The organism is Streptomyces sp. NPDC103540, from assembly GCF_055584445.1.
In genome coordinates this window covers 80,639-93,279 of record NZ_JBVJMA010000002.1, presented here as the reverse complement: position 1 = coordinate 93,279, position 12,641 = coordinate 80,639, and the positions used below count along the sequence as shown (strand labels likewise).

General features: G+C 72.3%; 13 protein-coding genes. 5 read left to right on the top strand and 8 right to left on the bottom strand.

The window, feature by feature from the left end; genetic code table 11:
* Positions 1 to 10: 10 nt before the first annotated feature.
* Complete coding sequence (locus ACZ6ZI_RS05070) at positions 11 to 421, bottom strand: rodlin (protein WP_469516119.1); 411 nt, start codon at positions 419 to 421, stop codon at positions 11 to 13.
* Positions 422 to 644: 223 nt separating this feature from the next.
* Between ACZ6ZI_RS05070 and ACZ6ZI_RS05065 the strand changes: the two genes are divergently transcribed.
* Both ACZ6ZI_RS05065 and ACZ6ZI_RS05060 read left to right on the top strand, forming a co-directional pair.
* The gene (locus tag ACZ6ZI_RS05065; protein ID WP_469516116.1) at positions 645 to 1,211 is read left to right on the top strand and encodes a hypothetical protein; all 567 of its coding nucleotides are present in this window, start codon (positions 645 to 647) and stop codon (positions 1,209 to 1,211) included.
* Between the two features lie 224 nt (positions 1,212 to 1,435).
* On the top strand, positions 1,436 to 2,002 hold the full coding sequence (locus ACZ6ZI_RS05060; protein WP_469516113.1) for a hypothetical protein: 567 nt from the start codon (positions 1,436 to 1,438) through the stop codon (positions 2,000 to 2,002).
* Between the two features lie 61 nt (positions 2,003 to 2,063).
* Here ACZ6ZI_RS05060 and ACZ6ZI_RS05055 read toward each other — a convergent pair whose 3' ends face one another.
* Positions 2,064 to 2,891, bottom strand: a complete 828-nt coding sequence (locus ACZ6ZI_RS05055; RefSeq protein WP_469516110.1) for a CAP domain-containing protein — start codon at positions 2,889 to 2,891, stop codon at positions 2,064 to 2,066.
* A 653-nt stretch (positions 2,892 to 3,544) separates the two neighbouring features.
* Between ACZ6ZI_RS05055 and ACZ6ZI_RS05050 the strand changes: the two genes are divergently transcribed.
* Entirely contained in the window at positions 3,545 to 4,456 is a 912-nt protein-coding gene (locus ACZ6ZI_RS05050; RefSeq protein WP_469516108.1) for an SAM-dependent methyltransferase, read from the top strand.
* 10 nt (positions 4,457 to 4,466) lie between these two features.
* Positions 4,467 to 5,651 (top strand): terpene synthase family protein, encoded by a 1,185-nt coding sequence (locus ACZ6ZI_RS05045; RefSeq protein WP_469516103.1) that lies wholly within the window; start codon positions 4,467 to 4,469, stop codon positions 5,649 to 5,651.
* A gap of 75 nt (positions 5,652 to 5,726) precedes the next feature.
* Here ACZ6ZI_RS05045 and ACZ6ZI_RS05040 read toward each other — a convergent pair whose 3' ends face one another.
* From ACZ6ZI_RS05040 to ACZ6ZI_RS05015, 6 genes are all read right to left on the bottom strand, one after another.
* Positions 5,727 to 7,142 (bottom strand): cytochrome P450, encoded by a 1,416-nt coding sequence (locus ACZ6ZI_RS05040; RefSeq protein ID WP_469516101.1) that lies wholly within the window; start codon positions 7,140 to 7,142, stop codon positions 5,727 to 5,729.
* A complete protein-coding gene (locus ACZ6ZI_RS05035; protein ID WP_363054614.1) occupies positions 7,139 to 7,759 on the bottom strand; it encodes a GTP-binding protein in 621 nt (206 codons plus the stop codon). The genes ACZ6ZI_RS05040 and ACZ6ZI_RS05035 overlap by 4 nt, the downstream gene beginning before the upstream one ends.
* Positions 7,740 to 8,099: a DUF742 domain-containing protein gene (locus ACZ6ZI_RS05030; RefSeq protein ID WP_363054613.1), complete on the bottom strand. Its 360-nt coding sequence runs from the start codon at positions 8,097 to 8,099 to the stop codon at positions 7,740 to 7,742. Before ACZ6ZI_RS05030 ends, ACZ6ZI_RS05035 begins: the two co-directional genes overlap by 20 nt.
* Positions 8,096 to 8,503, bottom strand: coding sequence for a roadblock/LC7 domain-containing protein (locus ACZ6ZI_RS05025; RefSeq protein WP_363054751.1), 408 nt, complete (start codon positions 8,501 to 8,503; stop codon positions 8,096 to 8,098). The genes ACZ6ZI_RS05030 and ACZ6ZI_RS05025 overlap by 4 nt, the downstream gene beginning before the upstream one ends.
* A gap of 6 nt (positions 8,504 to 8,509) precedes the next feature.
* A complete protein-coding gene (locus tag ACZ6ZI_RS05020; RefSeq protein ID WP_469516095.1) occupies positions 8,510 to 10,057 on the bottom strand; it encodes an ATP-binding protein in 1,548 nt (515 codons plus the stop codon).
* Between the two features lie 416 nt (positions 10,058 to 10,473).
* On the bottom strand, positions 10,474 to 11,964 hold the full coding sequence (locus ACZ6ZI_RS05015; RefSeq protein WP_469516092.1) for an alpha/beta hydrolase: 1,491 nt from the start codon (positions 11,962 to 11,964) through the stop codon (positions 10,474 to 10,476).
* 157 nt (positions 11,965 to 12,121) lie between these two features.
* Between ACZ6ZI_RS05015 and ACZ6ZI_RS05010 the strand changes: the two genes are divergently transcribed.
* The gene (locus ACZ6ZI_RS05010; protein WP_469516089.1) at positions 12,122 to 12,628 is read left to right on the top strand and encodes a DinB family protein; all 507 of its coding nucleotides are present in this window, start codon (positions 12,122 to 12,124) and stop codon (positions 12,626 to 12,628) included.
* Positions 12,629 to 12,641: the final 13 nt, after the last annotated feature.

Below are 12,641 nucleotides of genomic sequence, written 5' to 3'. Positions count from 1 at the left end.
CGCGCTCCGGTCAGCTGCCGGCGGAGACGTTGCCGGAGAGGACCGGGATGTTGTCCAGGATGTGCGAGAGCGGCTCGTCGCCCTTGGCCTGGGTGGAGTTCTCGGCGCACTGCTGGTTCTGCGGGTTGGACAGGACGTTGATGTCCTGGACGCCGATGTTGAGCAGGGCCGCCACCGACTGGACGTTGAGCTTGGCCGGGAGACCGACGCAGGGCTTGTTGAGGCTGCCCTGGACGAGGCCGAGCTGCGGGCTCAGGTCGCCGTGGGTCTTCTGGTTGCCGTACGCCTGGACGGCGCCGTTGCCGTTGACGGTGTTGATCCCGTTGTCGTTGCCGATGGCCATGGCGGGGGCGGCCACGGCGGCGCTGACACCAAGGACGGACGCGGCGACGGCGGCCGTGCCGACAACCTTCTTGAGCATGGTCATCCTGTTCGTCGTGGGGAAGCGGAACACCGTGCGGTGCTCGCTCGGACCAACGGCGGGCGGGGTGCGCGGGTTGTGATCCGCCACCCGCCTGGCCGAGGGAGATCGCCCGACAGGCCGCCGCGGAGGTGGGCCGGAGCACCCGCGGACCGCTGCTAGGGTGACGTGCGCCCGTCAAGTCGGGCCCTTTTCGCACACTGATTTTTCAACGGGGTTGAACGTGAAGCTTCGCCATGTCCGAGCCATAGCCGTCTTCGGCATCGCCGTCGTAGCCCTCACCGGAGCCCGCGGCTCCCACGGGGGCAGTTGCGGCGGCAGCAGCAGTTCGAGCTCCGGATCGGGCTCCTCCGGCAGCACCTCCGGAGGGACGACCGGAGGCAGCGGTGACACCTCCGGCGGTACGAGCACGACCGGCGGCGACTCCTCGTCGTCGAGCTCGGGCGGCGTCTCCGTACCCGGCGGCTCCGGCAGCCGCAACAAGGCCGAGCGCGACATCCGGATCGACGGCTGCAAGCTGGACGCCTCCGGCAAGAACCTGGTCGCCCGACTCACCGTCACCAACACCGGTTCGATCGACTACACCTACAACATCACGATGAAGTTCCGCGGCAGCTCCACCGCCACCGCCGCCCCCACCGCGATCCCCGCCACGGCGCGCGTCTCGGCGCTCACGGTCAAGGCCGGTGCCTCCCAGCAGACCGAGGCCACGACCCCCTACCTGGGCAAGGGCAACGGCAGCGAGTACAAGGAGTGCGTCGTCTCCGACGCCTCCAAGAGCGCCCTCTGATCCACCTGATCCACGGGAGCGCGCCGGGCCGTACGGCACGGGACCCCGGGACCGATCAGGTCCCGGGGCCCGGTGGCCACTTCGCTGACCGCCCGGATCAACGAACCGGGCCCGTCGGCGTCACGCCCTGACGACGCCGGATCCGGCCGCGCCCTCCGCGCCCGCGCCGACACGCGGACGGCGAACGGCCGGGGCCCGCGGGGAGGAGCGCCTACCCTGACGCCATGGGTCACGAGGACACCGGGGGAGTCGGGCCCGCGCCCGGCGGTCCGGGCGGGGTCACCGGCCGGGCGACCGCACCGGAACGGGATCCGCGGGCCGACGCCGACCGGCTGAAGGAACGGCTGTACGCGACCATCACCATGATCTCCGTGGTGATCGGCCTGTCCGTCGCGGAGCACGCCACCGCCCCCGGAGCCGCGGCCACGGTGCTGACGACCGCGGTCGGACTGTGGCTCGCGACGCTCGTCGCCGACGGCCAGGCCCACCGGGTGGTGCACGGACGGTTCGGCTCCGGCCGGGAACTGCGCCGCATGCTGTGGGTGAGCAGCCCCCTGCTGCTGTCGGCGATCGGCCCGTTGATCCTGATCGGCTCCGCGGGGCTCGGGGTGATGTACCTGACCACCGCGCTGTACGCGGCGGCGGGGGTGAGCGTGGCGAGCCTGTTCGGCTGGGGCTGGTACGGCGGCGTCCGGATGGGCGGCGGCGCCCCGATCGCCCTGCTGGCGGGCGCCCTCGACGCGGGCATCGGATTGGCCGTGGCGCTGGTCAAGGCGGCCGCCGGCCACTGAGGGAGGGACCGGGCCGCACGGCCGGTCCCTCCCTCGATGGTGGTGCCTTGGTGGCGGTGCCTCAGCGCGCGGCGCCGAAGTTCTGCGTCCAGTAGTTGTTCGGCTGGGCGAGACCGATGCCGATCTCCTTGTAGGAGCAGTCGAGGATGTTCCGCTTGTGGCCGGGGCTGTTCATCCAGCCCTGCATGACCTGCTCGGGGCTGCTGTACCCGTAGGCGACGTTCTCACCGTAGGTGCGCCAGGTGTACCCGGCGCGGGTGATGCGCTGTCCCGGGTCGGAACCGTCGGAGCCGGTGTGGGACATGTTGCCGTTCGCCGCCATGTCCGCGCTGTGGTCCTGGGCGGCCTTGGTGAGCTTCGCGTTCACGGTGAGCGCGGGGCAGCCGACGGCGGCGCGTTCCTGGTTGACGAGTTCGAGGATCCGGGCCGCCGCCTCGGAGGCCGGGGCGTCGGCGGCCGGTGCCTCGGTGACGGGCGCCTCGGAGGCCGGAGCCTCGGGGGCGGGCGCCTCGCCGGCGGGCTCGGCGGGCCGGGCGGGCGCGGGAGCGGCCTGCGGCTGCTCGGCGACCGGCGCCGGGGGACGTACGTCCTCGGTCGGCGGTCGTTCGGGGGAGGTGTGCGCGACGGGCGCCGCGTCGGCCCGCGGCCCGTTGTCGCCCTGCGGGGAGGGGCCGTCCTGCGGCGCCGTGTCCGCCGTGTCGGGGAAGCCCGGGGCGCCCACGGGAGCGTCCTGCCAGGAGAGGCTCTCCTGCCGGCTCACGTTCCGCGTCGGACCCGTGTCCTGCGGGCCGAGGCACGCCATGGCGGCCGTGGGCAGGCCCACGATGCTCAGGGCGCCAACGGCGATGGCTATTTTCCTATGGTGCGTTTTCTTGCGGTGCTTCCTCATGCGTGACCTCATTCGGTGATCGCGAAGCCCCCGGCGTCCGACCTGCCTGGGGCGCCGGAGTGCGGCCATTCTTAGAAGGCCGACGGTGACCTGGCAAGTTCCGGATTTCGGCCGGATCCGAATTCCTCGACGCGGCTTGAATCGGCCGGAGGATCGTGCATGGCGTCGCCCGCGGGGGCGTGGCCGACCGCTGATGCGGCACCAGAATCAGCCGTGACCAGTCCGATTGGGGAAGCGGGATCCGAAGGTCACGATTCCGTTTCCCGCCGTGAGGGGAATGTCAACCCCAAAGCGGACAAGTAGTGAAATGTCGACCGGCTTTTGCGGCCTCCGAGCCGCATGGTTGCTCGAACGCGCCGTGACTCATGTCACGGAACCGCACCGGCGGGATCGCGCCGGGCCGTGGATCATCCCGCCTGCCCTCGGAGCCGCGCGCAAACGCGTGCGCGACGAACAGGATTGCGCTCCGACGTGCCCGCGGACCGGCGGTCGAGCACCTTCACAGATATTTGACGATTGGACTTGTCGTGCGGGCTGACGGCGCACGGGGAGAGCTGCCACGATGATCCCCGTGTCGCGAAAGCGCCGGTTGTGCGCGGCGCGCGTACGCATCGCACTCCGGCGGCCCTCCATCGGGAAAGGGCGGATTCGATATGAGCGCTTCATCCTCCACGGCGTGCTTAGGCGGTGGCCAGGACGTGGGGACGGACGATCCGGTACGGCTCTACTACAGCCGCAAGACGCTGGACATCCTGCACAAGTACGGCCCCGGCCCACGCGTCCACTTCCACCTCGGCCTGTTCCCCGGCGGGTACCGCCCGCCGACGAACGTCCCCCAGGACCGGCTCAGGCGGCGGATCACCGAGGCGCAGGAGGCGATAGTCGAGTACGCGGCCCGCTCCTGGGGCGCGTACGAGAGGCCCCCGCGCCGTCTGCTCGACATCGGCTGCGGACTCGGCGGCGGCTCCCTGTACTGGGCGCAGGAGCACGGCGCGTACGTCACCGGTCTGACCATAGCCCCCGAACACGTCCCGATCGTGCGGGAGTTCGCCGGGCGGGCGGGGGTCTCCCGCCAGGTCGTCCCCATCCTGCGGGACGTCCACGACCTGCGTGAGCAGAAGGCCTACGACGCCGCCTACGCCAACGAGAGCAGCGGCTACACCGACCGCGCGAGACTCTTCCAGGTCGTCGCCGAAGCCCTCCTGCCGGGCGGCTGGTTCGGGATCCAGGAACACTTCCTGTGCGAACCGCAATGGCGGGGCTTCATCGACCGCTACTACAGAACACGACTCGGCACCCGCAAGGAGTACCTGATCGCCGCCGAGGCCGCCGGCTTCGAACTGGCACGGGACGAGGACGTCACCGACGGGGTCGCGGAGTTCTGGACCCAGTCCACGGCGTGGAACACCGCCGAACTCGAACGCCTCCAGGCGGGCGGCGGCGCGGTCGGCGGCTGGAGCCCCGAACGGCTGCGGGAATCGACGCGGACCCAGAGCCGCCTCCTCGCCCTGTGGCGCGACCACGCCGTGGAGACCCGGCTGCTCTGCTTCCGGCTCAGGGGATGAGGATCAGCGCATGAGCGACGAGACGACCGGCACAGTGACCGACGAGACGACCGGCACAGTGACCGACGAGACCACCCACGAGACCACCGACGAGACGACCGGGCCGCCGGCGCGGCCCTCGCGCCTCGGCCCACGACTGCCCGCCTTCTACTGCCCCATCGAACGCGACGCCGTCCACCCCGAGGCGAAGGGCGTCGAAGCCCGCGCCGTCGCCTGGCTGGACGCGTTCGACATCTACCCCGACCCCGTCGAGCGCGCCTGGGGCCTGGCCACCCACAGCGCCGACTTCTCCTGCCGCATCGTCCCGCGGGGGGACCCGGAGGCCCTCCTCCTGTTCGTCGAGTGGAACTACTGGGCGAACGCCGTCGACGACTGGCAGGACTCGGGCGCCGACGAGGTCTCCACGGCCGCCGTCACCGAACACGGCGCCCGCCTGCTGCGCACCATGGAGAACCCCGGAGCCGGCCTCCTGCCCGACGGCCCCATGACCCGTGCGCTCCGGGACCTCCTGGAGCGCACCCACGCCCTGCTCACCCCGTACGAACTGCGCCGCTTCCTGGAAGGGACGCGCGACTGGCTGCTCGGCGCGGCCTGGCAGTCGGCCCAGGCCGAGCACCGCAGGATGCCCGACCTGAACGACTTCGCCGCCCTGGGAGCCCTGGCCAACGGCACGCGCTTCTCCCTCACCTGGTCCGACGTCGCCGGCGGCGTCCGCCTGCCCCCGGACGTCCTCCACGCCCCCGCCCTCCAGGCCCTGACCGACGCCGCCGGCTTCGTCGTCAGCGCCGACAACGACCTCTTCTCCTACGACAAGGACGACCACGTCGAACCCCGGGAGGTGAACCTCGTCAACGTCATCGCCCACCGGGAAGGACGCACACCGGCCGAGGCGGTCCCCCTCGCGGTCGCCCTGCGCGACCGGGTGATGGGCCTGTTCCTGCGCCTGCGCGAGCAGCTCGCCGCGGACGCGGACGAGGCCCTGGCCCGCCACCTGGAGGGGCTGGGCCACTACGTGGCCGGCTCCCTCGCCTGGCAGAACCGCGCTCCGCGCTACGCCTCCCCCCGCAACCGCCACGCGCTGCCCGTCGAGGGGGCGCGGTTCGACATCCGGTACGCCGACGCGCCGAGCGATCCCGAACAGGGCCCGCCCCCGCTGCCGGCCATCGCCGGCTGGTGGGCGCACCTGCGCGAGTGAACGCGGGCGGGGCCCCGACCGCCGTCGGGGCCCCGCACCACACGCGCGCCGTCGACCCTCCCGGCCGACCGGACCTCAGCGCAGCCGCAACAGCCTGCGCCACCACGACGCCCGCCGCGGCCGGACCACCGCCACGGGCGGCGCGGGCGGCGGAGCGAGCGGCGGTTGCGCCGGGATCGCCGGCTGCGGCGGGTGCGCCGGATGCCCGGCGGGCTCCTCCGGCCGCTCGTACGGCGTGCGCACCGGCCGCGGCGTGAAGCGCACCGGCAGCGCCAACAGGTGCCGTGACATCAGCGTGCCCCGCCAGCGCAACTCCTCGGAGCCCACGGCCAGCTGGATGTCGGGCAGCCGGTCGAGGAGCACCTCGATCCCGGTGTCCGCGATGGCCCGCCCGATGTCCTGTCCCGGGCACTCGTGCGGCCCGCTGCTGAACGCCAGGTGCGAACGGTTCCCGCGGACCGAGGTCTCGGGGGTCGGCCGGATCTGCGGGTCCACGTTCCCCGCCGCCAGACCGAGCAGCATCATGTCCCCGGCCTTGATCTCCCGGCCGCCGAGCACGGTGTCACCCGTCGCCCACCGCCCGATGACCGTGTTGATCGGCGGATCGTCCCACAGCACCTGCTCGATGGCGTCCGGCAGGGTCATGTGGCCGCCCGACAGGCTGGCGCGGAACCGCTTGTCCGTCAGCACGGTGCGCAGGGTGTTCGCGATCAGGTTCGCCGTGGTCTCGTAGGCCGCGATCAGCACGACCCGCAGGTGCATGAGCACCTCGGTGTCGGTCAGCTGCGCCGAGTGCTCCAGCAGCCACGAGGCCAGGTCGTGCGCCGGCTCCGCCTTCCGCTGCGCCACCAACTGCTCCAGCGTGGAGGTGACGTAACGGTCGCTCGCCAGGGCCGTCTCCGTGCCCTGCAACATGTCCCGCGCCGCCTTCACCAGACGCGGCCCGTGCTCGTCGGGAGCCCCCACCAGCTGCGTCATCACGAGCATCGGCAACTCGTCGGAGAAGGCGGCCACCAGGTCGGCGTAGCCGTCGCCGGCCATCCGGTCCACGAGCTGGTTGGCGAAGCGCGTCACGTACCGGCGGATGCCGCGCCGGTCGAAGCGGTTGAGGGACTCCACCACCGCTCCGCGCAACCGCTCGTGGACGGGCCCGTCGGTGAAGTTGCACACGGGCACCCAGGACACCATCGGACCGAGCGGGGTGTCCGCCGGCACCCGACCCTCCCGCAGGTCGCGCCAGCCGCGCGGGTCACGGGCGAACCGCGTCGAGGTGCGCGCCACGTCGAGGTTCTCGCGGTGCCCGAGCACCAGCCACGCGGGCAGGTCCCCGCTGACGAGCACGGGCGCCACCGGTCCGTACTCGGCGCGGAGCTTCTCGTAGAGGCCCATCGGATCGGCCTCCGCCTCCGGGCCGTGGAGCCGGTACGAGCCCGACGCGAAGCCCGCGCCGTGTGCCGGGCACCCGGGCGGCGGGGTGGGGTTGGTGGTCACAGTGCCTCCGGGGTCGCGGCCTGCGCGTGCAGGTATCGCATGAGGGTCAGCAGGACGTCGCGGCACGAGTCCCGCCTGCGCGCGTCGCAGGCGAGGATCGGTACCGCGGGGGGCAGGTCGAGGGCCTCGCGGAGTTCCTCGACGGGGTGATGGGGGGAGTCGGGGAAGGAGTTGACCGCCACGACGAAGGGCACGCCCCGCTCCTCCAGGCGACCGATGACGTCGAAGCTGATCTCCAACCGGCGGGTGTCGAGGAGCACGACCGCACCGAGCGCGCCCTCGAACAGGCCCCGCCACAGGAACCAGAACCGCTCCTGCCCGGGCGTGCCGAACAGGTACAGGACCAGTTCGTCGTTGATGCTGATGCGGCCGAAGTCCATGGCCACGGTGGTCGTGGTCTTGCGGGAGACCCCGCGGGTGTCGTCGACCCCGATGCCGGCCCTGGTCATCGTCTCCTCGGTGGTGAGCGGTTTGATCTCGCTCACCGCGCCGACCATCGTCGTCTTCCCGACGCCGAAGCCGCCCACGATGACGATCTTCACGGCAGCCGTCACCGACTGGGGGAGCACGTCCGCGCTCCGCGGCCCCACGGCCGTGTCAGAGCTTCTGAAGTCCATTGATCACTGCCTCGATCAGAGCGACGTCGGGTAGCTGGGCTGCGGGGACGGGCGGGCGCACCTGGACGTGCCGCGCGGCCACCATGTCCCCGACCAGCACGGTGACCGCGCTCACGGGCAGCGCGGCGTACGCGGCGATCTCGGCCACCGACAGCGGAGAGCGGCACAGCCGCAGGATCACCGCGTGCTCGGGCTGCATCTCCGGTCGGGCGGTCGCCTTGGCGACGACCAGGGTCACGAGGTCGAGCTGGGTGGAGACGGACGGTCCGCTGCGGCCGCCGGTGATGACGTACAGCCGCTCGGGGCCGCCGTCCTCCCAGGTCGCGGGCGGTTCACTCACGCGGGGTACCCGTCGTGCCGGGGCGGAGTGCTCAGGTGCTCTCCGAGCCGGCTCACGAGGTCGCGCATCCGGGAGCCCATCAGCCCGGCGTCGACGCCCTCGTCGGCGAGGACCGCGAGGTAGGAGCCGTCACCGGCGGCCATCAGGTAGAAGAATCCGCCGTCCATCTCGATGACGACCAGACGCATCCGGCCGTTGGAATGCGGCAGTTCGCCGGCGACCGCACCGGCCAGGCTCTGGAGTCCCGCGCAGGCCGCCGCCAGCCGGTCGGCCGTGTCGGTGTCCGCCCCGTGCTGCGCCACGCACAGCCCGTCGGCCGACAGGACGACCACGTGCCGGGTCTGTGGCACCCCGGCGGCCAGGTCCTTGAGCATCCAGTCCATGCTGCTGGTTCGCTGTGTCATCATCGCTTAGGTCCCTTTGATCGCAGTGCCCGACGTGTCCCCGGTGTCCTCGCCGTCCTGACCGGAGGCACCGGACAGCCCGCTGTGGAAGGCCTCCAGCCACATGCCGGGCGCGGTCTCCGCCGGGGCGGACGCCTGCGGCGCGGCCAGGGGGAAGGTGTCGGGGGTGGTGGCACGGTTCTTCCGGCGCCGCTGCGGCAGGCCGGTGGCGGTGATTCCGGCGACCTGGGCGGTCTCCTCGACGGAGGACGCGTCCCAACCGGAGAGGGGCGCCGGCGCCGGCGCGGGACGGGAGACGGCCGCCGCGACCGACTGCTCGGCGGGGTGTTCCCGGGCGGCGGGGGCGGCCCGGGGGCCCGACGAGGAGCCGATGCCGTGCGCGAGGCCCGTCGCGGCCGAGGCCGTGGTGATCAGGTGCTGGGGGACGATGACCACGGCGCGGACGCCGCCGTACGCGGACGAGCGCAGGGACACCTGGAGCCCGTACGACTGGGCGAGGCGTCCGACGACCGCGAGACCGAGGCGGGGCGTCTCGCCGACGTCGTTGAGGTCGATGCCGTTCTGCGCCTGGGCGAGCATGTCCTCGGCCCGCCGGCGGGCCTCCTCGCTCATGCTCAGGCCGCCGTCCTCGATCTCCACGGCGATGCCCGACTGCACCTCGACGGCCGTCAGGTGGACCCGGGTGTGCGGGGGCGAGTAGCGGGTGGCGTTGTCCAGCAGCTCGGCGAGGGCGTGGATCAGCGGCTCCACCACGGGCCCGATGACCGCCACCTCGGCCACCGAGTGCAGCTCCACGCGCTGGTAGTCGATGATGCGCGACATCGCGCCGCGCAGCACGCTGTACAGGGTGACGGCCCGGCTCCACTGGCGTCCCGGACGGGCCCCGCCCAGCACGGAGATGGAGTCGGCGAGCCGGCCGACGAGGGCCGTGCCGTGGTCCAGGCGCAGCAGGTCGCCGAACACGTCCGGGTTGCGGCCGTGGCGGTCCTCCATGTCGCGCAGTTCCTGCGCCTGCTGGTGGACGATCGCCTGGACGCGGCGGGCGATGTTGACGAAGGCGCGCTGCGCCGAGTCGCGCAGGCTCTCCTCGTTGTCGACGGCGTCCACGACGCGGGCCAGGACCGCCTGGAGCGCCATCCTGAAGCGGGGGGTGACCGCCGGGTCGTCGCCCCAGCGGTGGCCCGGACCGCCGCGTCCGCCCAGGGAGTTGAGGACCTCCTCGGGCAACTCGCCCTTGCGCAGCCGCTCGATCGCCTCGCCGAGCACCACCTCCGCGAGGCGTACGACCTCCTGCTCCTGTCGGACCAGGGCGTGGCGGTAGGCGGCGATCTCGGCGTCCCGGGCGGCCACGGCGCGGCCGCGGCGTACGGCTTCGAGGAGGGCGGCGCCCGTGCAGGCGGCCGCGACGGCGATCCAGACGGTGCGCGGTCCGCCGGCGGCGGAGAGGAGGGCTCCGGCCAGGCAGGCGGCGGCCACGACCGCGATCACGGGCAGCGTCCAGTCTATTCCCGCACCGTGGCGGGCGGATTCTGGTGGGGACTCTTGTTGCGCCATCAAGTTCCTCGAAGCGTCGAAAGAGGCGATCTTATGACCGGTCGGCGGGAGCATAACCGCGCCCAAAACCCCGGACGGGCAATTCCGTCGGAGTTCATCGGACCGGAGGATCGCATACGCGCCAAGGGATCCGGCGCGTGGTTCCGGTTGACCGGCGGGATATTCGTTCGTCTGTTTCAAAGCCGAGGTGAGGGGCTCGTGGGCTTCTTCTCGCGCCCGGGAATTCGAACGAATTTCACGAACGATTTCGGCCGTTCCCCCGAGCGGGGGAGAGAGTGGGGCGAATCGGCCCCAACTCCCCTTTCCGTCAAGGGAGTCCCGGGGGCGGTCCGGCACGCACCCGGGCGGACGCCACCGCCGGGAGTCCGCCTTCCCCGCCCGGAGCCCGCCCCGCCCGCCCCGACCGCCCCGAGGGATCAACCCCCTTGGGCGTCCACGGCCTCGGCGGGACACACCGTCGTGCCGGCCGGCAGCCGCCCCGTCACCATGAACCGGTCGACGTACCCCTTCACGCACGCGGAGTGCGTGTAACCGGTGTGACCGTGCCCCTCGTAGTCGATCACCACGGCCGAGCCGAGCCGCCGGGCGGTCTGCGGGGTCCACACGTACGGGGTCGCCGGGTCGTTGCGGACGCCCACCAGCAGCATCGGCGGCGCTCCCGGCCGGTCGATCTCCGCGACGAACGGGTCCGCCGCCGGCTGCCCGTGACACAGCTCGATCTCGTGGAGTTCGCCCCGGCCGAAGATCGGGGACGCCTTTTGGAACACCGGCAGCAGCGCGTCGAGCTTGCGTTGGAGCGCCTTCGGGTCGCCCCCCACGCCGCGGTCGGTGTAGTCGGCGCAGTTCACCACCGTCAGGGCCGCGCCCTCGTTGTCCGCCTCCGGTTCGGCGCTCTCCGCGAGGGGTTCGAGGTCACCGGAGCGCACCAACCGGGTGAGACCCCGCGCCAGATCCGGCCAGGACCTCGTCGAGTAGAGGTTGTTCTCGATGGCGAAGGCCAGCGACTGGCCGGTGAACCTCCCGCCGTCCTTCGTCGTCAGCGGGTGGGCGTCCAGCCCCGCGACCAACGTCTCGACCCGTCGCACGGCATCGGCCGGATCCATGCCCGCGTACACGCAGCCCGGCTGCCGGGTGCACCACTCGACGAAGCCCTCGAAGGCGAGCTGCTGCCCCTTCACCACGTCCAGGGCCTGTACGTCCAGGGGCAGGGAGAGCGTGTCGACCCCGTCCAGGACCATCCGCCCCACCCGCTGCGGGAACTGCGCCGCGTAGACGGCGCCCAGGCGCGTGCCGTAGGAGAACCCGAAGTAGTGCAGCTTCCGTTCTCCGAGTGCCGAACGCAGGAGGTCCATGTCCCGGGCGACGTCGACCGACCCGACGTGCTCCAGGATCGGGCCGGTGTGGCGTTCGCAGGCCCGGTTCGCGGCCTCGGTGGCGCGGAGCAGGGCCGTCGCGTCCATGTACTCGGTGCCCACGAGCGGGAGGGCGCCGTCGCAGCTGATCGGCGAACTCTCGGCGATCCCGCGCGGGTCGAAGCCGACCACGTCGTAGGACTTCGCGAGGTCCGCCCAGCGCGCGAAGCGGCGGGGGGCGGCGGTCCCCTCGGCGCCGCTGCCGCCGGGACCCCCGTAGTTCACCACCAGCGACCCCAGCCGGGGGGACCCGGTGGCGGGGATCCGGGCCAGTGCCAGCTCGACGGAGCTGCGGTCGGGCCGGTCGTAGTCCAGGGGGACCTTCAGCTTCCCGCACTGCATGGACTTCGGATAGGTCGAGGGGCAGGGGCCCCAGGCGATCCGCTGACCGTGGAAACCGAGCAACCGCGGGTCGTCCGTTCCCGGCGGTGCGGGGATCCCGCCGAGGGCCGTCAGGGTCAAGGCCGCCGCGCAGAACACCGTCGTGCATCGCATGGCACGCTCCAGGGAAGTGTCCCCCTCCCACCATAGGCACGACCGGGAACGGGCGCGCGCGCCCGGGCGCCCGACGCCCGCCCGGCGGCCCCCGCCCGGGCCGGGGCGCCCGATAATCCCTCGACACCGACGGCGGCGATCGGGGACGCTTCGCCCGATGACCAGAACAGACGACACGCCGCCCGCGTGGGACGAGCGCACCCAGCTCACCACGTTCCTCGACTACACCCGTGACACCGCCCGCGCCAAGTGCGACGGCGTCTCCGCGGAGAACGCCCGCAAGGCCCTGCTGCCGGGCTCACCGCTGATGACCCTGAGCGGAGTGATCAACCACCTCCGCTGGGTCGAGTACTACTGGTTCCAGGTGGTCTTCCTCGGGGAGGAGGACCAGGGCCCCTGGACCGAGGAGGACCCCGACCGCGAGATGCGGATCGCCGTCGACTTCCCGCTCGCGCGGCTGCTCGACGAATACGCCGAACAGAGCGCCCGCTACCGCGAACTGGTCACCGGGCACGCACTGGAGGACCGGGCCCGGCGCCCCGTCCGCGGCGGCCTCCACGTCGACCTGCGCTGGATCCTCCTCCACCTCACCGAGGAGACGGCCCGCCACAACGGCCACCTGGACATCCTGCGCGAGATGCTCGACGGCACGACCGGAGACTAGTCTTCCGCGAACG